Source organism: Spirosoma sp. KUDC1026, assembly GCF_013375035.1.
Classification (GTDB): domain Bacteria; phylum Bacteroidota; class Bacteroidia; order Cytophagales; family Spirosomataceae; genus Spirosoma.
The window spans coordinates 2,408,326-2,430,844 of the sequence record NZ_CP056032.1 but is presented as its reverse complement, the minus strand read 5'-3'; the positions used below and the strand labels follow the sequence as shown (position 1 = coordinate 2,430,844).

Genomic DNA, 22,519 nt, shown 5'->3' with positions numbered 1-22,519 from the left:
AATTTAAAAATAGGATTTCCGTAAAACACATTCTAATTTTGAACGCCCCCAGAAGTGTAATACAGTGCTATATCCCCTAAAAAGTCAACGTGACAATAGTTTTTTTCACAAAAATATAGTTACAAATAACTATGCAGACGAAGACATGCACACGCGTTGTAGTTATTGGCAACGGTATGGTCGGCTACAAATTCTGTGAGAAACTAATTGCCCGGGATAAAACCGGCGGGCGATTTTCTATAACAGTTTTTGGCGAAGAGCCTCGGGTAGCTTATGACCGGGTTCATCTGAGTGCTTACTTCGCGGGGAAGACCGCCGATGCCCTGACACTGGCGCCCGAACAGTGGTATCACGACAACGGAATCAAGTTGTATCTGACCGATCCGGTCATTGCTATTGACCGTGACCAGAAGACGGTTCGCTCGCACCATGGTACAGTCGTTCCGTACGATTATTTAGTGCTGGCAACCGGTTCTGGGGCGTTTGTCCCGCCAATGGCCGGGGTCGAAAAGGATGGTGTGTTTGTTTATCGGACTATCGAAGACCTCGATATGATCCAGACCCATGCCCGCACCGCCCGCCGGGGTGCTGTTCTGGGTGGTGGCCTATTGGGACTGGAAGCCGCCAAAGCCCTGCTGGACCTGGGGCTAGAAGAAGCGCACGTTGTTGAATTTGCTCCCCGTCTGATGCCCCGGCAGATTGATGATGCTGGCTCCGGTATTCTGCAGCGGCAACTGGAATCGCTGGGACTTACGATTCACCTCTCGAAAAGCACGCAGGAAATTACAGGCGATGATGCCATCACGGGAATGCAGTTTGCCGATGGGACGCGGCTGGACGTCGACATGCTGGTTATTTCGGCCGGTATCCGTCCGCGCGATGAGCTGGCCAAAGCCGCCGGGCTGGATACGCACCCGCGCGGGGGTATCCTGACCGATAATCAACTCAAAACGTCGGATTCATCGATTTTCGCCATTGGCGAATGTGCTGTCGTTCACCACATGATTTACGGCCTGGTAGCGCCCGGCTACGAAATGGCCGACGTAGTGGCCGCGCAGCTCGTAGGCGAAATGAAGGAATTCAAGCCCTTCGATATGTCGACCAAACTGAAACTGATCGGTACCGACGTAGCGTCTTTCGGCGATCCGTTTGCGGCTGAACCAACCTGCCGTACTGTGGTATATGAAAACAGGGCGAAGGGTATTTACAAACGTATCAATGTCAGTGCCGATGGCAGGCATCTGCTGGGCGGAATACTGGTGGGGGACGCCGAGCAGTACAACATGCTGCTCCAAACCTGCAAGAATAAAACGATTCTACCGCCCGACCCCGAAGACGTTATTTTGGGATCACGCGGTGGCGAAGAAGCCGGGGTTATGAGCCTGCCCGACGATGCGCTGATCTGCTCCTGCGAAGCCATTACGAAAGCCATGCTCTGCCACGAAATCGGCGAAAACAAACATACGACCGTCGACGCGCTCAAGAAGGCGACCAAAGCCTGCACGGGTTGTGGGGGTTGTACGCCGATGGTGAAAGATATGATCCAGGGGGTGATGAAAGCACAGGGTATTTACGTGCGTAACGTCCTCTGCGAGCACTTCGACTACACCCGGCAGGAACTACTGGATCTGGTCAAAATGAACGGCCTCAAAACGTATACGGATGTTCTGAACACGTTTGGCAAACACGATGGTTGTGAAGTCTGCAAACCGGCCGTAGCATCCATTCTGGCGAGTCTCTGGAATGAGAATATTCTGAAAAAAGATCGGGCGACCATCCAGGACTCGAATGACCGCTTCCTGGCCAACATCCAGCGGGGCGGTACGTATTCCGTTGTGCCGCGCGTAGCCGGGGGCGAAATTTCGCCCGAGAAGTTGATCGTCATCGGGCAGGTAGCGCAGAAATACGGACTTTATACCAAAATCACCGGCGGTCAGCGGATCGATCTGTTCGGTGCGCACGTGGGTGATCTGCCCAGCATCTGGGAGGAGCTTATTGCCGCCGGTTTCGAGAGCGGCCACGCGTATGGTAAATCACTACGTACCGTCAAAAGCTGCGTCGGCACAACCTGGTGCCGGTTTGGTGTGCAGGATTCCGTTACGTTCGCCATTGAACTCGAAAACCGGTACAAAGGACTTCGGTCGCCCCACAAGCTAAAGTCGGGGGTGTCGGGCTGCACCCGGGAGTGCGCCGAAGCGCAGACCAAAGACTTCGGCATTATTGCCACCGAAAAAGGCTGGAACGTGTACGTATGCGGCAACGGCGGCACCAAACCGCAGCATGCGCAGCTGCTGGCATCGGACGTGGACAAGGAAACCTGCGTAAAATACCTCGACCGTTTTCTGATGTTCTACGTCCGCACAGCCGACCCGCTTACCCGCACAGCTACCTGGCTCAATAAAATGGACGGCGGCATGACGTATCTGAAAGCCGTTGTGGTCGACGACGTACTGGGCATTGCCGATGAGCTGGAGCGGGAGATGCAGCTCGTTGTGGATACGTATCACTGCGAGTGGAAAGAAGTCGTCGAGAATCCCGAGCTGCGGAAACGCTTTACCCATTTCGTCAACGCCCCCGAGCAGAAAGATCCGACCGTCGTTTTCGAACCCCTGCGCGATCAGATCCGGGCTCAGGAATGGAAATAACCAAATCAACCACCCTAAAACGCTTTACCATCATGGAAACGCTGATCGAAAAAGCACAACTTACCTGGCGCGTAGCCTGCCGGGTTGATGATATTCCCGAGGACGGTGGCGCCTGCGCACTGATCGACGGTCGACAGATTGCCATCTTTAATTTTGCCCGACGGGGTGAGTGGTACGCAACCGACAACGAGTGCCCGCACCGTCATCAGATGGCTCTGAGCCGGGGTATGATTGGCAGTCAGGCAGATGAACCCAAGGTAGCCTGCCCGTTCCACAAACGTACATTTTCGCTCCAGACCGGTCAGTGTCTGAGCGGTGATGATTACCAGATTGCCACCTTCCCCGTACAAATTACCGACGGGATGGTGTATATTGGGATTTAAATCCCATTCGCGTCTTTCTGGAGTCAATCTGATACCCTTAACCTACGTTTTGGGGCGACGGGATATATCCATCCAACAGTAACTTCAGGTAGTCATGAATCAACTCGATCAGCAGGTAGCCCGCCGATTAACGCGGTTCTACGTAATGGCCCTAACAGTCATTGCCCTCTTGTTAATCAGCGGGCTCCTGCTTTTCCGGTACGTTATCCGCAATCATTACGGCGACAGCCGCGTCGTGAACATTGCCGGTCGTCAGCGGATGCTCAGCCAGCGCCTGACAAAATTGTCTTTATTACGTTCCCAGAATACGCCTACGCCCGACACGGCCTCGTTTGATTCGCTGTTTAACCTCTGGCAGAAAACTCACGTACAGCTTCAGCAGGGCACCCTCCATCCGGAAAGAGGCTCTACCATTCGCAGCAGCGCGAAGCTGGATAGTATGTTTACCGCGATTGATCCTTCGTTTCAGTCGCTGGTGCAGAGTTTCAATCAGATCAACAATCCGGCTTCCACAGACACGCAACGTAACGAAGCCCTCCGCAGTATTCTGCGCCATGAACACTCGTACGTTCTGCGGATGAACGACATCGTGTTCCAGATCGACGCCGAAAGTCTCGAACGGGTCAAAACGCTCGAACGAATCGAGTTTTTTATTACCCTAGCGGCTCTGCTGGCGCTGCTCATCGAAGGTTTTTTTATTTTCCGACCCGTGGTCAACTACACCCAGAATGTTGTCCGGCGGCTGGATAAATCCGAAAAAAATCTGCGACAGGCCAACAACCGGCTGGAAATCACCAACCACGCGCTGGAAGAAACGAACCGAAGTCTGGTTCTGGCCAATCGGAAGCTGGTTGAAACGCAGCAGGAGCTGCTGCAGACCACCGAAGAAAAATATCAGCTTCAGCTCGCCGAAAGCCTGATCCGGGCGGCTGCCCTGCTGGAAGGTCAGGAAGAAGAGCGACGTCGGTTTGCTCGCGAACTGCACGATGGTATCGGGCAGATGCTAACAGGCCTTAAATTACACGCCGAAAAACTCAAATCAGGTTTCCTGCAGGACGATAAACAGCGGGCACGGGTCGAAGACGTGTGCGAACTGATTTATGACACCATCCAGACAACCCGTCAGGTTGCCTATAACCTTATGCCATCCGTGCTCAGCGATTTCGGCCTGCAGTCGGCATTGAAGGTGCTGGCCGATCAGACAACCCGGGCTTCTGGCATCGACATTGTGTTCGAAAGTGACGAAGCCGTTAAGCGCCTGACACCCGCTACCGAGATTGGTTTATACCGCATTGCGCAGGAAGCACTGCACAACGCCGTCAAGTACGCCGAAGCGCAATTGATCCGTATTCAGTTGCAAATTGACCGACAAAAAATTACCTTAGCAGTAACAGACGACGGCAAAGGTTTTGCCGTAAAAATACCTAAAGACGAGAATCAGCTATCAATCAACAGAGGGCTTGACAATATGCATACCAGGGCGCGTCTGCTGAATGGTGAACTAATTATTACATCCAAAATGCGAAAAGGAACAAAAGTATTAGTACGGGTTCGTCATACGCTTAACCCGAACTAACTTATGCCAATACGTATCCTTATTACTGATGATCATTCTGTCGTGCGGAAAGGAATCCGAACCCTGCTGGAAGACGAGGATGATATGGAAATTGTGGGCGAAGCCGCTGATGGCGACGAAGCCCTTGCTTTATTATCCGACGCGCAGCCGGACGTGATGCTGCTCGATATTACCATGCCCCGCCTGTCGGGTATCGATGTCCTGAAGGTTGTGTCGCAGGAATACCCGACGATGCATACGCTGATGTTCAGTATGCACAACAACCCGGATTATATTCTGAAATCAGTGCAGTACGGGGCCGCAGGCTACCTGCTGAAGGACACAAGTCAGGACGAGATTTTACGCGCCGTCCGTACGGTCATCAAAGGTGACCTGTATTTTCCGCCAGTGGCCTCGTCCATCATTATTAAACATCTTCGGACGGCCTCGTCCGTTACCAGTGCGGAAGAAGCAGAAGCCACCAGGTCGGCTGGCATCTGGAACCGGATCACCTCCCGGGAGTCTCAGATTTTAGACTGTCTGATCAATGGCATGAGCAGTCCCGAAATAGCCCGTCATTTCGGTGTCAGCGCCAACACGGTCGCCAACCAGCGCGCCAGCATCATGCGCAAAGCCAACGTTAAGAACGTTGTCGACCTAATCCGTCTGGCGCTGGCAGACCGGAAGCGGTGATTAGTTTATTGATTGTATGGGGAGAGTGGCCAGTCGATTTGAAGGGATAGCTTTTGATCGAGCGTTGATTCGCTCTACAACTGAACCGAGCTATGTTTAATGCTAACCGAGCGGGCGTTCCATTATTTCAGCTTAGCTATCTTTTAGTAAATGGCTATAGCTTCGGGGTGATTACTGTCATATTCTACTAAAACGTTAATCTGGAGCAATCATATTTTCCTTGTTTCAGGGAACGTCTTACCCTCATAACAAACAGGCCAGCTCGGGAACGAGCTGGCCTCACTTAACGAAAAGCTATAAACCCTTTACACCAGCTCCAGCGTAGCCAGTTGCTGGTTGATAAAATCGATCTCGTCGGCCGACAACGTTACGTTGATGGCCTGGGCGTTCTGGGTGGCTTGCCCGGCGTCGCGGGCACCTACCAGCGCCGACGTAATGCCGGGCTGCTCGATAGTCCAGCGGATGACCAGCTGGCCCACGGTCGCGCCTTTCTCATCGGCCAGTGGCTTAATAGCCTGCAACAGCTTGTCGGCCTGTTCGATGTTTTCCGGTTTGAAGAACCGATACGTTGCCCGGTGATCGCCGGGGGCAAACTGGTGGCCCGGCCGGATTTTACCGGTTAATAAACCCCGTTCCATCGGGCTATAGGCCAGAATTGACTTGTTCGTTTCCAGTACGTACGGTACCAGCTCGGTTTCGGCGCTACGGTTCAGCATGCTGTACGGCACCTGGTTCGAGGCTATTACCAGCACTTTTTCGGCTTCCTTCATCTGTGCTACGCTGTAATTGCTGACGCCCGCCTGCCGGATTTTACCTTGTTCGATCAGGCGCAACACGGCTTCCATACTTTCGTCGATGGGCGTCGTTTTGTCGGGCCAGTGCATCTGGTAGAGGTCAATGTAATCGGTGCCCAGCCGTTTCAGACTATCTTCACATTCTTTGATGATGCTTTCCCTGCCCGAGTATTTATAGACATCAATGGCGTTGCCGTCGTTGTCCTGACTTTTGAAACCAAAGTCACCTTTTGCCAGATCCCAGCGCATCCCGTATTTGGTCAGAATCTGCACTTTATCGCGGGGAATGCTTTTGATGGCTTCACCGACGATTTCTTCGCTCGTTCCCTGTCCATAAATCGGAGCCGTATCGATTGACGTTACGCCCAGATCATACGACGCTTTAATGGCTTCGACCGCACCGCTGCGTTCAGTTCCGCCCCACATCCAGCCACCAGCGGCCCAGGCGCCAAACGTAATGGCTGACAATTGAATGTCCGATTCACCTAATTTTCTGTATTCCATCGTTGAATTGTTTTGTGTAGTCAAAAAAGAGAAAGCAGGCTAGCGGGGCTTCGCCCGTTCGTATTGCAGAGGCCATGCCAGATCATCACCCAGATCGGTAGCGGCATGAAGCGGGAAATAAGGATCTCGCAGCAGCTCGCGGGCCATCAGAATCAGGTCTGCCTGGCCGTTGCTCAGAATTTCCTCGGCCTGTTCAGCCGTTGTAATCAGTCCCACCGCCCCGGTCAGAATACCCACTTCCTGTTTGATCCGCTCGGCGTTAGGCACCTGGTAATTCGGTGCTACCGGAATTTTGGCGTGTGGTACGTTGCCACCCGTCGAGCAGTCGATAACGTGCACACCGTTGTCCTTAAGAATGCGGGCCAGCTTCACCGAGTCATCGCCGTCCCAACCGCCTTCGGTCCAGTCGGTGGTGGAGATACGCACGAACAGAGGCAGATCAGCAGGCCAAACGGTTTTGATCGCGTCGACAATGGCCAGCAGCAGCCGAATCCGATTCTCGAACGAGCCACCATAGTCGTCGGTCCGATGGTTGCTGATTGGCGACAGGAATTCGTGAATCAGATAGCCATGGGCCGCGTGAACTTCGACTACCCGGAAACCCGCATCCAGCGACCGCCGGGCCGCTTCCCGAAAGTCGTTGATCACGTTTTGAATGCCTTCGGCAGTTAACGTCTTTGGGGCTGACTTCTCAGCATAAAAGGGGATGTCACTGGGCGCGACGGTTTCCCAGCCCCGTTCTTCGGTTGGGGCAATGGCCCCTCCGCCCTCCCAGGGTCGGCGCGTACTGGCTTTACGGCCAGCGTGGGCCAGTTGAATCCCGGCTACGGATCCCTGCTGATCAATAAACTGCGTGATCCGTTTCAGACCCGCAATGTGCTCATCGGTCCAGATCCCCAGGTCGTCGGGCGAGATCCGGCCTTCGGGTGAAACAGCAGCCGCTTCGGTAATAATAAGACCCGCCCCGCCAACGGCCCGGCTTCCTAAATGAACCAGGTGCCAGTCGTTAGAAAACCCGTCCTGGCTGGAGTATTGACACATCGGCGAGACAACAATGCGGTTCTTAAACTGAACCCGCCCGATCGTAATAGGAGAAAAAAGAATGGACATACCCGAATACGCAGATCGATTTATAACACAATAAATGAACAAGCCTGGTCGGCTAATTGATTCAACTTTTTAAATGTTTCCCCGACGCCTGCTGATTGCCAGGCCTCTTTTCCTATCCATACCTTCATACGTTTGGGGAAACGGGCAACGAAAGCGGGTCCGATCACTTTCTGGCATGACTTCAGCCACATATTTTTGGACTAATCGAATAAGCTCGAAATAATGTTTTACATAAGCTATCACTAACAACGATTCCTAAGTAATATTGTAGACCAGACACACCATTTCTTTTCCAGAACGCATCACTTAGTTACTTTTGTCGTTTCTGTTTATTCTGAATTGTTGCCGCTCAACGTCATCTGGAAAACTTTCTACCAGCCTGTCCGGGATGGTACTTTTCGCCCCTCAATTGCAACCAAGCCTAATGTTTACCCCTAAACAAACCCCGCATGACGCGTAAATTTTTCCGCTCATCGACCCTGCTGCTGTTCGCTGGTCTTAGCCTGAGTACAGCATGGGCCCAATCCATCCCGTCGCCGAAGGAGCATTTTGGCTTCAACATCGGCGACGATTACCAGCTGGCTACGTATACGCAGACCGAAGCGTACTTCAAAAAGCTGGCTGCCAGTTCAGACCGGGTTAAACTGGTTGACATTGGCGAAACGGAAGAAGGTCGCCGGCAGTACATGCTTATCGTATCGTCGCCGGAAAACCTGAAAAAACTGGACCGTTACAAAGAGATTTCGCAGAAACTGGCTCATGCCGAAGGTCTGACCGATGAACAGGCAAAAGCATTGGCGTCCGAGGGGAAATCAATTGTCTGGATTGATGGTGGTCTGCACGCAACCGAAACGGTGGGCACCATGCAGCTCATCGAAACGGCGTATCAACTTACCAGCCGGAAGGATCCTGAAACGATGCGAATCCTGGATCAGGACGTCATTCTGCTGACCCATGCTAACCCCGACGGACAGGAGCTCGTTTCTGACTGGTATATGCGGGAGAAAAAAGCGGAGAAACGATCGTTGGAAGGCCTGCCACGGCTGTATCAGAAATACGTTGGCCACGACAACAACCGGGATTTCTTCATCATGAACATGAAAGAAACCCAGAACATGGGGCGCCAGCTGTTCGTGGAGTGGATTCCGCAGATCATGTACAACCACCACCAGCGCGGTCCGGCCGGATCGGTACTGGCAGGCCCCCCCTACCGTGATCCGTTCAACTACGTATTCGATCCGCTGATGGTGACGGGTATCGACGCCCTCGGCGCGGCCATGATCAACCGGCTGAACTCCGAAAACAAACCCGGCTTTACGCGGCTGGGCGGTTCGGTGTTCTCGACCTGGTACAACGGCGGTCTGCGGACAACGACGCACTTCCACAACATGATCGGTCTGCTGACCGAAATCATCGGTGGGCCAACACCTGAGGATATTCCGCTGGTACCAAGCCGCCTGATTCCGAACGGAAACACGCCGTTCCCGGTCACTCCTCAGAAATGGCATTTCAAACAGTCGATCGATTATTCGCTGTCGCTGAACTATGCTGTATTGGGTTACGCGGCTCGTTACAGCGACGAACTGCTGTTTAACATCTACCGCATGGGCAAAAACTCCATCGAGCGGGGTAGTCAGGATTACTGGGGTCTGTCGCCAAAACGGATCGACATGATCACGGAAGAGTACCGCGCCGACCAGAAGAAAGCGAACCCGAATGCTACGCCACGGGGTGTGAACACGGATATTTACGGCTTTATTGCTCCGGGCGGAGGTGTACCTACGAAGTACTACGATTCGGTGATGAAGGCTCCCCCACTGCGCGATCCGCGTGGGTTCATCATCCCGGCCAATCAGGCAGATTTCGCTTCAGCGGTTAAATTCATCAATGCCCTGATCAAAACGGGTATTCAGATTCAGCAGGCTACCGGCGATTTCACCGTTGCGGGCAAGAAGTACCCCGCTGGCTCATACGTTGTGAAGACGGCTCAGGCGTTCCGGCCTCACCTGCTGGATATGTTCGAACCACAGGATCACCCGAACGATTTCCAGTACCCTGGTGGCCCTCCGGTTCGTCCGTATGATGCTGCTGGCTGGACCCTGGCCTACCTGATGAACGTTCAGTTTGACCGGATTCTGGACGACTTCAAAGGCCCGTTCAAAACCATTCCGTACGGTCAGCTACAGTCGCCGGAAGGCCACATGGCGACCACCTCGGGCGCGGGTTACCTCCTGAACGCACAAGCCAATAACTCGTTTATCGCCGTCAACGATCTGCTGGCTGGTGGTGTTGACGTGTACCGCATGGCGGCCGGTGTTAGCGGCAAATCGGGCGTTGCCCCCGGCACGTTCTTCGTACCTGCTTCGGAAAAGGCGAAAACGCTGCTGGACAAATCGGCGAAGAGTCTAGGTATCGACGTAACAAGCATCGCCAAACGTCCAACGGGTACGATGGCGAAAGTAAGTCCCATGCGCATCGCGCTCTGGGATACCTATGGTGGTTCGATGCCATCGGGCTGGGTTCGCTGGATTATGGAACAGTATCACTTCCCGATGAAAGTAATCTACAGTCAGGAAGTTGATGCCGGTAACCTGCGTAAGAAGTACGACGCGATTGTGTTCGTAACCCGGGCCATCCCACAATACACGGGTGAAGACAACGATCCTTACCGAAATTTTGCACCGCGTATTCCGAAAAACGACGAACTACCAGCCGAGTACCGCACGCACACGGGCCGGATCACCCACGAAAAGTCGGTTCCGGAACTGAAGAAATTCCTGGAAGCAGGTGGCGACATCATCACCATTGGCAGCAGCACCAACCTGGCCTATCACCTGGGTCTACCCGTCAAGAACGCTTTGACCGAAGTAACCAGCTCGGGTCAGGAGCGCCCACTGCCCGGCGAGAAATACTATATTCCCGGCAGTGTTCTGCGCGTGAATGTCGATTCGACGCAGCAGGCCACCTGGGGTCTGCCCACCAAAACGGACGTTTACTTCGACGCCAGCCCAGTATTTAACATCGCTCCCGATGCTATCGCGACGGGCAAAGTGAAACCACTGGCGTGGTTCGACAGCGGCAAACCACTACGTAGCGGCTGGGCCTGGGGTCAGGCGTATCTGAAAGATGGCGTCGCGGCTTTCATGGCACCAATTGGTGCGGGCAAACTGTATGCGTTCGGTCCGGAAATCACCTTCCGGGCGCAGGCGCAGGGCACGTTCAAGTTCCTCTTCAACCAGCTTTACGAAACAGACGGCAACTCGGTGGCTGACCTGAACGGCAAGTAAGCAACTGCGATTTTTAGTGTTCTGGCGAAGCGCCCGGTGGATTTTCTACCGGGCGCTTTTGCTTGTTTGCGCCCTCAATCAAGCGAAGTAACCAATACGTTCGTACCTTCGCGCCGGATTCGCGGTGCCCGTCGTCGACCCCAGCGTGGACGGCAATGGCTTAATAGGGAACTCCGGTGGTCTTTGCCGACCAAAACCGGGACTGTCCCCGCAACTGTACTGCTTTGTTTTTCAAGACAGCCGATTCTTTGCTACGTTGGTCACTATTGCCCGTTTCTGGGCAACGGGAAGGCCCGAATCGGTGAGCTAAGTCAGGAGACCTGCCGCTGGTCGTGAGTTGTTTATCGGTACGGAGGATAGCGATAGACAGCGACGGGTATTCACTTTTTCTATGTTCGACATGCGCATTACTACGCGCCTGCTGGCAACCGCCCTGTTGGGACCGGCTGCTCTGGGTATTACTGTACCCGCCCTGGCTCAGGAAGCCAAAACACTCGATGAGGTCGTGGTCACGGCCAACAAATTCCCTCAAAAACAATCGCAGACCGGCAAGGTCGTTACGGTCCTCCCCGATTCGGTGCTGCAACGTTACGCTACGCAGACGGTCAGTCAGCTGCTCACGCGCCAGGCGGGCCTGATGATCGTAGGCGCTCAGGGTCCGCTGGGTTCCAACCAGGACGTGTACCTGCGTGGGGCCTCGGTGGGCAATACGCTGGTGCTGCTGGATGGCGTACCGGTTTATGACCCATCGGGAACCGTTAACGCCTTCGATCTCAACCTGATTACGGTGGGCGAGTGCGAACGGATCGAAATTCTGAAAGGAGCCCAATCAACGGCTTACGGTTCTGATGCCGTTGCCGGAGTAATTTCTATCTCGACGCGTACCGGTTTGGGTAAACGGCCGCTGCGTGTGTCAGCGACGGCCCAGTATGGCACGTACAATACGTTCCGGGGCGGCATTGGTTTGGGTGGGGCTACCGAAAAAGTATCGTATACTCTGCGGTACACGCGCCTGTCATCAACGGGGTTCTCGGCAGCGACGGATCGTGAAAACACGGGCACGTTCGACAAGGACGGCTACCGGCAGAACGCCCTGCTCGGTAACGTAGCCATTGCACTCAATCCGCGGCTGACGCTGAAGCTGCGCGGCCTCACCACGGCCTACCAGACAGACCTCGACGCAGGTGCTTTCGGTGACGAAAAAGATTATACATCCAACAACCGCTTCAGTTTTGGCTCGGCGGGGCTGGAATGGACTCACGAGCGCGGCAAACTGGTTGCGAATTACGGCGTCAGTGGCAGCCGACGCGTCTACAAAGACGACTCGACATCAGTTGAACCGGCCGCTTTTGACAAGTATAGTTACAGTGAATACAGCGGACTGACGCAGTTTGCGGAGGTATACCACACACTGACGGTCCGCAAAAATATCGAGCTGCTCACCGGTGCCGACTACCGCTTCGCCAATACCGACCAGACGTACCGGTCTGTTAGTGAATACGGTCTGTACGAGTCACCACCGCTGGGAGCAGATACGGCCCGTACGGGTCAGTTGAGCCTCTACGCATCGGGTGTCTGGCGGACGCAGAAAGGGCTGTCCGTCGAACTGGGCGGACGTTATAACCACCACTCGGTGTACGGAAATGCATTTACGTACTCGTTCAACCCATCGTACCTGATTCAGGATCAGGTTAAAGTATTTGCTAACCTGTCGTCTGGTTTCCGGGCTCCGTCGCTGTACCAGATTTTCTCGCCGTATGGTAACCGGGCGTTGAAACCAGAACGGAGTCAGTCGATTGAAGCGGGTATTCAGGTCTTCACCAAGGCGAAAAATGCCTGGGTCCGGGCGTTGTATTTCAACCGGCAGGTGCGCGATGTTATCTTCTTCCAGTCCCTGGCAGTGCCGCCCTATACGAGTCAGTACATCAACTTCGACCGGCAGCACGACCACGGGTGGGAGTTTGAAGGGCAGGCGCAACTGGGCAAACTAGCTCTGACCGGCAACCTTACCCTGCTCGACGGTCGGGTGACGACCCAGGCAGCAGGCCGCGACACGACCTACAACAACCTGTTCCGCCGGCCGAAGGTACTGGTCAACTTCACGGCGGGGTATCAGATCACTCCCTCTCTGTTCGCCAGTGCATCACTACGTTCGGTGGGTAGCCGCATCGACCGGTTCTACAACTCGGCCACGTTTGCCACGGAGAACGTAACGCTGGCTCCGTATAGTACGGTTGACCTCTACGCCGAATATCGCCTGAATCAAATCCGCCTGTACGCTGATGTTCAGAACCTGTTCGACAAACAATACGTCGACAGCTACGGCTACAACACCCGCCGACGCACAGCGAATATCGGTGTGCGGGTGAGTTTGTAAGGGAATGTGAACAAAAATAGTTGAGGGGTGTACTAACCGCGACGTATGGCAGTTCGTACACCCCTCAACTATCTTCTTGGCCTGCACAATAAGCAGCTTAGGCTATATCGTACCTGATAGCCACGATCTCCATTTTCTGCTGGCCCTGGGCAGGTGGCCAGGCAATTACCTCTCCTACCCGTTTCCCCTGCAAGGCGCGAGCCAGAGGAGCCGTGAAAGCGATCAAATCCTTGGCGGCATTTGCTTCGTCGACACCAACGATAGTTAAGTGCCGTTCCGTACTGGCTAGCTTTCCCGACAGTATCTTTAAACTAATTGTAGCACCAAAGCGGACGCTATCCTGTTCATGCGTGTTGACCACTTTACTGCTAGAAATACGCTGATTCAGGTTCGCAATACGCCCATTGAGCAGGGCTAGCTGCCGGCTACGCTCATTTAGGTCATCGACTTGGGCGGCCTGTAAATGAGCACGTTCAGTTTCTAAATCAGTGAGTTCAGCACGCAGCAGATCGAGACCGCGGGGCGTTACGTAATTGGGTGTACCCGGTGGTAAAGGCGCGCGAGCCGGTATTACAACGGGGGCATCAGCCGTTTCGTTTTTCAAAAAAGCACTGCTCATAATCTCCTCAGGAGAGAACAATTTGGCGTTACCCCTGATTGAAAAAAACAGACCTATAAGCCGAATTGTTTCTAACTCAGCCAGCTGCAGTCAAACCGTGTCTAGTTTACCGAACACACACAAAAAGATGTACTAAAACTCCTGCTAGCGATTCGGGTAATGAATAAACAGTGCAGTTGTCCAGGAGATTTCTTTGCCGTTGATGCGTTCGGTTTCGTAGTAATCCACCAGCCGCATCTGGTAGCTACGTAACAACTGAAGAATAACCAGTGGGTCGGACTGGCCTTCGTATAGTGTTGCGAAATTCAGCTCCAGCAGGACGGCACCGATTTTCCCCTGTTTGAATAGCTCGGCGGCTCCGTGTAAGACGGGCAGTTCAAATCCCTGCGTATCAATTTTGAGCAGGTCGATACGATCGATGGCCTGCACCGAACAGAAATTATCCAGCGTGTCGACGGGCACAGACTCCACCGACATCAGCTCTTCTTCGGCGAAAAAATTTTCGTTTTTGTCGGGGTTCATGGGCAGAAACGAACTCAACTCCGACACTTTGTAGTTTCGGAATTCAGCCGTGCCCACCTGCTCCCCCAATGCAAGCTGATGACACTGTACACGCGGCCCAAACGACTTGCTCAATAGCTCAGCATAGGTCGTTGATGCGGGTTCGAACGAATGAATGCTCGGCTCGTTCAGGCAGTCCTGCAGAAGCTCGATCGTTTGCCCCCGGTTAGCACCAATATCGAAACAGAGCGGATTAGCTTCAGGTAATAAAATCCGAAGATCGTCCTCCAGTTTGTGCCCGTTCACGATGTTCGGGTAATTTGGGGCCAGGTACACCCCCAGGGGGGTAAAGACAGATCGTACCGCTTTGACAAGGCGCTTTTTCATTTCAGTCAGGTTTGGCGAACAGACAGTGGCGAAAGCCAGCATTTTTTTGAATACGAAAACGCGAAAGGTCACAGATTTACATGACCCGTCTGTTCGTTTCTCCTGAATAAACAACCAAACGTTAGTCTCCTAATTCATTATTGCGCACCGCGGCCTGATCGGTTAGCGTTGCCAAGGCTGAATCGGACAAGGCCGTTTCGCTATCTTTTCCCGCAACGCGCTGCCCTCCCGAACCATCCGTTTCCTTGTCGGGAAGGAGAAATTCGTTTGTTACGGCACTCAGCTCAGCTACCAGATTCGGGCTCAGTCCCTGCACGGCGGCACTCACCTTCGTGGGCCACGACACCAGTCGTTCGGCTTCCCCGTAGCGGCAGGCATCAATGATCTCACCGGCGCAAGCTTCGGCGCTGCTGGTCACCAGCGGCAGCGAATCAGCAATTTTGAACCAGGCGTATTCGTCCTCATTTTTACCTTTGAAAATAGCGTTACGGGGGCTGCCGGTGCGGGTGAGGCCGGGGCACACGGTCGTTACGTAGATGTTGTCTTTGAGCAACTCGGCCCGTAACCCTTCCGAGTAGCCTACCAGTGCAAACTTGCTCGCTGAATACGGAAGCAAATGGGGCACGGAGATCTTCCCGCCAATGGACGTTACGTTGACGATCCGTCCCGATTTTCGGGCCAGCATCTGCGGCAGCACGGCATTAATGAGGTGATAGGGCGCCCAGAAATTGGTATCCATTGCATCCCGGAAATCATCCTCCGTGCTATGCTCGTAGGGCGTTACCAGAATAATCCCCGCATTGTTGATCAGTACGTCGATGGGCCCAATTTCCTGCCGGGCGGCCTCGGCAAAACGTTCTACTTCGGCTTTGTCGGTAATGTCGCAGGCGTAGGTAAATACCATTCCGCCATAGGTCAGCAGATCGGCTTTTGCGCGGGCTAACTCGTCGGCATCACGAGCGCACAAAGCCAGCCTGGCCCCTTCCTTTGCCAGCTGCCGGGATATCGCCAGTCCCAGCCCCCGCGATCCGCCGGTTACAATAACCGCTTTATCCCGAAAATCTATCTTACGTCGCTGTGCCAGCAGAGCTTTTGTCAGGGCCCATGCTCCAAGTCCGGCCAGTCCCCACAGCAGCGTTTTTGTCTGATTTGAAGTCGTATTCATATCGATTTTAGGTCAATTCATGGGTATAACGCCATTGAAGTAGGAAGGTTAGAATTGGATAGGCGATGAAAGACTGTAGATGGATAGCTAAAAGACCATAGACATGAGCCGTAAGAGAAAAGACAGTAGCAGGTCTTCCGTCCATACTCTTTTCTCTTACGTCTGTAGTCTTTTCTCTCTTGTCTATAGTCTTTTCTCCAACGTCCTACGCTGTTTCATCGAATAATAATCTCCAGTAGATATGGTCCGGCCTTGACATTCGACGCCATCTGGTTCCGGGCGACGCGGATGGTGTACGTACCGGTTTCGGTTAGTTTCTCGTCGAAGTTAATAGGCCCTTTGTCGCCACTATATTTCCCCGATGGCGAATACACGACTGCAATAGGCACCATGTGGTAGATGGGTTCGGTGGAGAGCCCGGCAGTATGCACCACCATCTGCTGCCCCGCCTTGGCATCGACCAGGTAGTAAGCTCCCTCCTGTTTTTCGGTCAGCTGACTTTTAATCTGCGCGGTGATAGCACCCCGCTCGAAGTGAACGCGGATTGGTTTGGTAGCTGGTTTTGGCGTTTGCCCCAACAGGCTAGTAACCAGCATTAGCATAGATAGCAGCATCGCTTACAGGCCGAATTGGTCGAACGCAATAGGTGCCGTGTCGTCTTCCGGTACAATCAGAATCAGATGAATCCCCGTTTTATCACTAGCCAGCGTAGCACCTTCGCCCGTTTCCAGATACTCGACCACTTGTCGGGCGTCATCGAACAGGAAGTCGGTCTGCGCTGCCTGCGGGGGCACCCAGGCTGGTTGCTGGCTGGGGGGAGTCGCGCTTTGGTAAATCAGCATGGCTACTGATTGAAAGTCTTTGGTTCGGGCCAGTACCTCAATCATCGCTGAATCATGCGCATCATGGCGCTGGGCGTTCAGGATTGTGTAGTATTTTTCCTCCTTACCCATGTAGGCCAGCAGCCATTCATAAATCGTTTCCATTGTATAGAATTTTGGAGCGTACCCGGCACGTCACGGGGCATTGTTTGTGATGGATAACCAGCCGAAGACCGCTTTGGTTAGGGTATTGCCCACCAACTGTCTCACTAACTTCTTGTCAGGTCAAACCTTGCCCTTCATTTTCGACTTTAGTCAGCGTAGGCGTTGACGATCTCAATATCCATCGATTATGACCAAAGCCCTTGCCCAGCCCATTCATCTCGGCGACCCCATGAGTCGGGTCGACGGTCCGCTCAAAGTGACCGGTGGCGCTACGTATGCCGCCGAATACAACCTGCCCGGCGTCACGTTTGGTGTCCTGGCAACCAGTACAATTACACGGGGCCGAATCACCCGCATCGACGTTCGTGAAGCCGAACGGTCGCCTGGTGTGCTGGCGATCGTTACGCACGAAAACAGACCTGCTGTACCCGGCTACGATATTCCGATTGACCCAAAAGAATCGCGCGTAGAGGGGCAGGAGTTTCGGGTCTTTTACGACAACCAGATTTATTACAATAATCAGCCGGTCGCCCTGGTCGTAGCCGATACGTTCGAACGGGCAACCTATGCGGCCTCGCTGGTGAAAGTGACCTACGCGAAAAGCCCGCATCAGACCAATCTGAAAACGAATCTGAAGCGGGGCGTCAAGCCTAAGCGCGAAGATGATTACCTGCGGGGCAAGCGCGACGCCTACAAAACGGCTTCGGTACGTATTGAACAGGAATATCAGACACCGATCAATGTCCACAACCCAATGGAACCCCACGCGGCCACGGCCGTTTGGGAGGGCACAGACAAGGTGACCGTGTATAATAAAACCCAGGCAACAAAGCTGGCGCAGAAAGACATCATGCGGTTGTTTCAACTCCCCGAAAGCAACGTGCAGATCCATTCGCCCTTTGTGGGTGGTGCCTTCGGCAGCTCGTCGCGGGTATGGCCCCAGGAAATGGCCGCTATTCTGGGAGCCAAGCAGGTTGGTCGCCCGGTCAAGGTGGCGCTGAAACGCGAGCAGGCCTTTAATATGGTCGGCTACCGGCCCCGGTCCACGCAAAAGGTTGGCCTGGGTGTCACTGCCGATGGAACGCTGGTTGGCCTGACGCACGAGGCCTTTGGTATGACGTCTACCTTCGAGCAGTTCACCGAACGGATCGTCGACCCCACCAAAAGTATGTACGCCGTGCCGAACCTGAACACAGTTTACAAACTGGTGCCGCTCGATCTGAGTACGCCCTGCTGGACACGTGGCCCCGGCGAAGCCAGTGGCTCGTTTGCCCTGGAGTCGGCAATGGACGAGCTAGCCTATGCGCTGCGTATGGACCCGGTTGAGTTGCGCATCAAGAACTTCGCAGCTACCGACCCCGAAGCGAAACTACCCTGGTCGAGCAATCAGCTAAAAGCCTGCTACGAACGCGGAGCCAAGCAGTTCGGCTGGTCGAAACGCGACCCCAATCCCCGCTCCATGCGGTCGGGCGACTGGCTGGTGGGTATGGGCATGAGCGCGGGCATCTATAAAGCCGCCCGGACGAAGGCATCGGCCAGCGCCAGACTGATGGCCGACGGGACCGTTCTGGTACGTAGTTCAACCGCCGACGTTGGCCCCGGTACGTACACCATCATGACCCAGATCGCGGCTTCGGTGCTGGGCCTCAACCCAGCGCTGGTACGTTTCGAACTGGGCGATTCTTCATTTCCACCCGCGCCAGGCCAGTTCGGTTCGCATACGACGGCGTCTGTAGGATCAGCCGTGCATGATGTCTGCGTGGCCCTGCAACAGAAACTACTGAGCCTGGCCAGCCAGCAGGACGGCACTCCGCTGCATGGCGCTGCCGTTGCTGACCTGATGGCGGAGAACGGGCAGATCAGGCATAAAACAAAAGCAGGACACGTATCGTATGCTGACGTACTGAAGCAGCAGAAGCTGCCTGCTGTCGAAGTAAAGGTCGATTCAGAAAGCGGGCCAGAGCAGAAGAACTATTCCAGCAAGTCGTTCTGCGCTACGTTTGTTGAGGTGCATGTTCATCCCGCAACGGGCGAGGTCCGGATGCAGCGGGTGGTGTCGGCGCTGGATGTCGGCAAGGTTGTCAACCAGAAAACAGCCCATAGCCAGGTGCACGGATGCGTTGCCTGGGGTATCGGCATGGCGCTGATGGAAGAGGGCATTCTCGACCATCGCTACGGCCGCTATACGAACAACAACCTGGCTGAATACCATCTGCCTGTTTGCGCCGACATACCAGACGTTGACGTGATCCTGATTGACGAACCCGATACCATTATTGATCCGATTGGAGCAAAGGGCATGGGTGAAATTGGTTTGATTGGATTTGCCGCGGCCATTGCCAATGCAGTGTACCACGCCACCGGCAAGCGGGTTCGCGACCTGCCCATTACGCCCGATAAACTGATTGGCTGATCAGCAAAAAGGCCGGCCCCAACAGGAACCGGCCTTTGCTAAACAAACCAATTTATTGTTTATTTCACGACAACCCGGCGGGATGACGAACCCGTCGGCGTTTTGACACTGATTAGGTAATTGCCGGGCATCAGTCCGTTGCCGTCGAAGTTGACCTGATGGCGACCGGCTGGTTTTTGTTCGTTCACCAGCGTTTGCAGCCGGTAGCCCAGCACGCTCGACACCTCTACCGTTACGTGTTCTTCCTGCGGCAGGGTGTAACTGATGGTCGTACTCCCCGAGAACGGATTTGGATAAGCAGTTGTCTCCCGCGCCAACTCCTGGGCTGCTACCCGAGCGCCAGGCTGGGTAAGCGCTTCCCACTGCGGGAAGGTCCGCGTCACGATCACTGCAAAGTCGGCCCGGCTTACCGTCTGGCCCGGTTTGAACGTAGCGTGCAGGGTTGGCTTCAGATCGTAAGGCCCCTGCGAGGCCGTGAAGAAAGCGTTGATCAGATTCAGCTCCAGCGCCACGCTGACGTAGCCTTCCAGACCAGCGGGGATGCTGGACGCATCTTCGATCGTCAGCGTTTCGCCGTTCACAGTAACCGAGATAGGCTTGCCGATTCGGGCCAGCGCAGCTTCCTGCAGCCCCAGACTCTGCACCAGTGAATAAGTCAGCGACACGCGGTTTACATCATCCCAGGGCGAGAAAATATCCTTATACTTGGGCAGCATCACCCCATTGAACTTCTGCTGATTATCACGCAATGCGCCACCTTTAGCCGTTACCGCTTCGGCCAGCAACACCTGCGTTCCTTCTACGTCGAAAAACGTTTTTGTTCCTTCTGTTGGGAAAAACTGCCGAATGGCCTGCCCCATGGTCAGGTAGTCGGCCAGGTGAATGCGTTTCAGCGATTCGTTGGGGCGGAACTCACCGTAGATCCCATCGACCAGCCGGTTGCTGACCGCCATTTTGATGGACGCTTCGGCGGGGTGGCCAACGATGTCGCGCAGACCCGAGGTACCACTAGCGGTTAGCAGCGTAATCGTACCCGTAACTGTTTCGGGTAACGCAACGCCCTGCAGCCCATCCGCTTTCAGGGTCCAGACACCGGGTTTGGGCGAAGCAACCGCTACACTCCGATCGGACGACAGCGCGAACGCCACCGGAATACCCGACCGATACTGCGTGCCCGCTGGGTCGGTCAGGATCAGGTTGGTCGAATTACCGGTCTGCCCCAGTAGGCCACCTGCCGACATTTTTACGTCAATACTGTTAGTACCCGACGCGACTGAGAACGTGATCTGGTTATTGGTCGTCAGCGCCGGGTTGTAATTAATCGAAAAGTTCTGCGTTGACACCTGACTGTCGACACTGCTGGTAAATGTCCGGGCGCTGTTGACCGTCGAGCCAAAGGCTGCGTTCCGGTAAATTTTATCAATGGCTGCGTACGCGTTTACGTAACCAGCCCCCACTTCCCACGACTGCCGACTGGGCATGTTAGTCGCCGTTTTCTGAATAATTTCCTTTACCTGAGCAGGTGAAAGCGACGGTTTGGCCTCCAGCATCAGCGCCACAACCCCCGCCAGGTGCGGAGTGGCCATCGAGGTACCGCTCATATGCGTGTAGAACGGGACATGGGCAGGTTCCAGCGTTTCGACGTCCTGCTGAATGCCCAGCGAGGCAATCGGACCGATCACCCGCGTCGACACGACGTCAACGCCCGGCGCGACGATGGTCGGTTCGTTTTTGAACGACCAGCTTTCGCCATCGACTGTAAACGAACCACCTTCGTTCAGCACACCTCGCGAGGAAAACTCAGCCAGACGGCCATACCGGTCGCCCGCGCCCACTGAGATAACCCAGGGAGCAATGGCGTATGGATTGTGCGTGTCGGCACCAGGTCCTTCATTGCCAGCCGCAAATACGACAACCATTCCCCGATCGTAGGCTTTCTTGGTAGCTATATTGAGCGGATCATTCGGATCGAACGTACCACTGGTTCCGAACGAATTACTGATCACGCGGATGTTGTATTGATACTGATGCGTCAGGGCGTAATCGAAGCCACCGATGGCATCCAGCACCAGCAGAGCCGCGCCCGAACCGTAACCCAGCAGCGAAGCGCCAGGAGCAACGCCCTCATATTTCCCACCCGACTTAGTTCCGTTTCCGCCCACCGTACCGGCGCAGTGCGTTCCGTGCCCCGAGTTATTGTCGGTATTTGGTATGCCTTCGATATAGGTTACCGGCAACAACGAGCTCAGCGAATTCAGGTTGGTCGACCCCAGCGTGTTTTGAACCAGGTGCGAACCAAACTTGATATCGTCATGCGTCCCATCAACACCACTATCGTTAATGAGCACCCCGATACCCTTACCGGAAATGGGCGAACCGTTGTTACGGGCGGTCATCGATTTATCGGCTCGCAGTCGTTTAACGCCCGTCAGGTGCGTATCGTCGAAATTGAAGTAAGTCAGTCGTTTGTTAAGATAGATCGAACGTACTTCCGGACGTAGCGCCAGCGCTTCCACCTGAAGGGCCGTGGCCAGTACCCCCGCAATCGGCAACGCCCGCAACGTAACGCCTTTCAAAATACCCAGCCGCGCCAGGAGACCAACCTGCGTTGGTGAAGGAGCCCCGCTTCCGTTAAACGTTACAATGACCTGCGCCAATGGGTTTGTTCGTAGGGCCGTCCGTAATTCCGGATCGACCGTGGCCTGTGCCCACAGGCGAGAGATGGAAAAGCTACAAAGAAATAAAACAGCTAAAAGTTTTTTCATTGCTTTCGTAGGTAAGTAGACGTGAACTGAACAAATCCAGCCCCGAGTCCAAATTCGGCCAGGCTGAAACATGCCAGAAGTCGCGCATTTCGCGAACAGCTGCAGTCTGTTCTCAAAAGCTGAATTTCCGTATGTAACCATACATACGAACAGTTTTACAGGTATAGATTTACATTTATCAGATAAATGCCAAATTTTTTACTGAATATTACACTTATAGCAGAATAATACTATAACAATATTCTTTTAATGATTTATTAATACTATGGCGTTCTACGCAAAGCCATTAAAAATGGGCGCTTATCGGTAGTGTAGGTTACAGGTATAGCGATCTT

The 22,519-nt window shown here is 54.1% G+C and carries 15 protein-coding genes and 1 riboswitch; of the genes, 7 read left to right on the top strand and 8 right to left on the bottom strand.

Features of this window, described 5'->3' with window-relative positions; genetic code table 11:
- The first annotated feature begins 131 nt into the window (after positions 1–131).
- The 4 genes from nirB (at position 132) to HU175_RS10185 (ending at position 5,276) form a co-directional block, all read left to right on the top strand.
- Positions 132–2,645 (top strand): nitrite reductase large subunit NirB, encoded by a 2,514-nt coding sequence (gene nirB, locus HU175_RS10200; protein WP_176566497.1) that lies wholly within the window; start codon positions 132–134, stop codon positions 2,643–2,645.
- 32 nt (positions 2,646–2,677) lie between these two features.
- A complete protein-coding gene (gene nirD / locus HU175_RS10195) occupies positions 2,678–3,028 on the top strand; it encodes a nitrite reductase small subunit NirD (protein WP_176566496.1) in 351 nt (116 codons plus the stop codon).
- Positions 3,029–3,122: 94 nt separating this feature from the next.
- A complete protein-coding gene (locus tag HU175_RS10190) occupies positions 3,123–4,604 on the top strand; it encodes a histidine kinase (protein WP_176566495.1) in 1,482 nt (493 codons plus the stop codon).
- Positions 4,605–4,607: 3 nt separating this feature from the next.
- Positions 4,608–5,276 (top strand): response regulator transcription factor, encoded by a 669-nt coding sequence (locus tag HU175_RS10185; RefSeq protein ID WP_176566494.1) that lies wholly within the window; start codon positions 4,608–4,610, stop codon positions 5,274–5,276.
- A gap of 305 nt (positions 5,277–5,581) precedes the next feature.
- Here the strand turns inward: HU175_RS10185 and HU175_RS10180 are convergent, their stop codons facing one another.
- Together HU175_RS10180 and namA are read right to left on the bottom strand one after the other, a co-directional pair.
- A complete protein-coding gene (locus HU175_RS10180) occupies positions 5,582–6,574 on the bottom strand; it encodes an aldo/keto reductase (RefSeq protein WP_176566493.1) in 993 nt (330 codons plus the stop codon).
- 39 nt (positions 6,575–6,613) lie between these two features.
- Positions 6,614–7,684: an NADPH dehydrogenase NamA gene (namA, locus tag HU175_RS10175; protein WP_176566492.1), complete on the bottom strand. Its 1,071-nt coding sequence runs from the start codon at positions 7,682–7,684 to the stop codon at positions 6,614–6,616.
- A gap of 449 nt (positions 7,685–8,133) precedes the next feature.
- On the opposite strand from namA, the gene HU175_RS10170 reads away from it, so the two are divergent.
- Both HU175_RS10170 and HU175_RS10165 read left to right on the top strand, forming a co-directional pair.
- A complete protein-coding gene (locus HU175_RS10170; protein ID WP_176566491.1) occupies positions 8,134–10,971 on the top strand; it encodes a M14 metallopeptidase family protein in 2,838 nt (945 codons plus the stop codon).
- 105 nt (positions 10,972–11,076) lie between these two features.
- Positions 11,077–11,314: riboswitch (cobalamin riboswitch) on the top strand.
- Positions 11,315–11,371: 57 nt separating this feature from the next.
- Positions 11,372–13,348, top strand: a complete 1,977-nt coding sequence (locus HU175_RS10165; protein WP_176566490.1) for a TonB-dependent receptor plug domain-containing protein — start codon at positions 11,372–11,374, stop codon at positions 13,346–13,348.
- 97 nt (positions 13,349–13,445) lie between these two features.
- Here HU175_RS10165 and HU175_RS10160 read toward each other — a convergent pair whose 3' ends face one another.
- The 5 genes from HU175_RS10160 to HU175_RS10140 all read right to left on the bottom strand — a co-directional run bounded on the left by HU175_RS10160 (position 13,446) and on the right by HU175_RS10140 (position 17,006).
- Positions 13,446–13,967 carry a GreA/GreB family elongation factor gene (locus HU175_RS10160; protein ID WP_176566489.1) on the bottom strand — a complete coding sequence of 174 codons (522 nt, stop codon included), beginning with the start codon at positions 13,965–13,967 and terminating at the stop codon, positions 13,446–13,448.
- Between the two features lie 144 nt (positions 13,968–14,111).
- The gene (locus tag HU175_RS10155; protein WP_176566488.1) at positions 14,112–14,855 is read right to left on the bottom strand and encodes an FkbM family methyltransferase; all 744 of its coding nucleotides are present in this window, start codon (positions 14,853–14,855) and stop codon (positions 14,112–14,114) included.
- 121 nt (positions 14,856–14,976) lie between these two features.
- Entirely contained in the window at positions 14,977–16,020 is a 1,044-nt protein-coding gene (locus HU175_RS10150; RefSeq protein ID WP_176566487.1) for an SDR family NAD(P)-dependent oxidoreductase, read from the bottom strand.
- A gap of 215 nt (positions 16,021–16,235) precedes the next feature.
- The gene (locus HU175_RS10145) at positions 16,236–16,616 is read right to left on the bottom strand and encodes a PPC domain-containing protein (RefSeq protein ID WP_176566486.1); all 381 of its coding nucleotides are present in this window, start codon (positions 16,614–16,616) and stop codon (positions 16,236–16,238) included.
- Between the two features lie 21 nt (positions 16,617–16,637).
- Positions 16,638–17,006, bottom strand: coding sequence for a hypothetical protein (locus HU175_RS10140; protein ID WP_176566485.1), 369 nt, complete (start codon positions 17,004–17,006; stop codon positions 16,638–16,640).
- Positions 17,007–17,193: 187 nt separating this feature from the next.
- On the opposite strand from HU175_RS10140, the gene HU175_RS10135 reads away from it, so the two are divergent.
- Positions 17,194–19,419, top strand: coding sequence for a xanthine dehydrogenase family protein molybdopterin-binding subunit (locus HU175_RS10135; protein ID WP_176566484.1), 2,226 nt, complete (start codon positions 17,194–17,196; stop codon positions 19,417–19,419).
- A gap of 59 nt (positions 19,420–19,478) precedes the next feature.
- On the opposite strand, the gene HU175_RS10130 is transcribed toward HU175_RS10135, so the two are convergent.
- Positions 19,479–22,184 (bottom strand): S8 family serine peptidase, encoded by a 2,706-nt coding sequence (locus HU175_RS10130; protein WP_176566483.1) that lies wholly within the window; start codon positions 22,182–22,184, stop codon positions 19,479–19,481.
- Positions 22,185–22,519: the final 335 nt, after the last annotated feature.

Excerpts from the sequence above, each read along its gene's own strand:
- nirB (WP_176566497.1), top strand. The coding sequence starts at position 132 with ATGCAGACGAAGACATGCACACGCGTTGTAGTTATTGGCAACGGTATG.
- nirD (WP_176566496.1), top strand. The coding sequence starts at position 2,678 with ATGGAAACGCTGATCGAAAAAGCACAACTTACCTGGCGCGTAGCCTGC.
- HU175_RS10190 (WP_176566495.1), top strand. The coding sequence starts at position 3,123 with ATGAATCAACTCGATCAGCAGGTAGCCCGCCGATTAACGCGGTTCTAC.
- HU175_RS10185 (WP_176566494.1), top strand. The coding sequence starts at position 4,608 with ATGCCAATACGTATCCTTATTACTGATGATCATTCTGTCGTGCGGAAA.
- HU175_RS10180 (WP_176566493.1), bottom strand. The coding sequence starts at position 6,574 with ATGGAATACAGAAAATTAGGTGAATCGGACATTCAATTGTCAGCCATT.
- namA (WP_176566492.1), bottom strand. The coding sequence starts at position 7,684 with ATGTCCATTCTTTTTTCTCCTATTACGATCGGGCGGGTTCAGTTTAAG.
- HU175_RS10170 (WP_176566491.1), top strand. The coding sequence starts at position 8,134 with ATGACGCGTAAATTTTTCCGCTCATCGACCCTGCTGCTGTTCGCTGGT.
- HU175_RS10165 (WP_176566490.1), top strand. The coding sequence starts at position 11,372 with ATGCGCATTACTACGCGCCTGCTGGCAACCGCCCTGTTGGGACCGGCT.
- HU175_RS10160 (WP_176566489.1), bottom strand. The coding sequence starts at position 13,967 with ATGAGCAGTGCTTTTTTGAAAAACGAAACGGCTGATGCCCCCGTTGTA.
- HU175_RS10155 (WP_176566488.1), bottom strand. The coding sequence starts at position 14,855 with ATGAAAAAGCGCCTTGTCAAAGCGGTACGATCTGTCTTTACCCCCCTG.
- HU175_RS10150 (WP_176566487.1), bottom strand. The coding sequence starts at position 16,020 with ATGAATACGACTTCAAATCAGACAAAAACGCTGCTGTGGGGACTGGCC.
- HU175_RS10145 (WP_176566486.1), bottom strand. The coding sequence starts at position 16,616 with ATGCTGGTTACTAGCCTGTTGGGGCAAACGCCAAAACCAGCTACCAAA.
- HU175_RS10140 (WP_176566485.1), bottom strand. The coding sequence starts at position 17,006 with ATGGAAACGATTTATGAATGGCTGCTGGCCTACATGGGTAAGGAGGAA.
- HU175_RS10135 (WP_176566484.1), top strand. The coding sequence starts at position 17,194 with ATGACCAAAGCCCTTGCCCAGCCCATTCATCTCGGCGACCCCATGAGT.
- HU175_RS10130 (WP_176566483.1), bottom strand. The coding sequence starts at position 22,184 with ATGAAAAAACTTTTAGCTGTTTTATTTCTTTGTAGCTTTTCCATCTCT.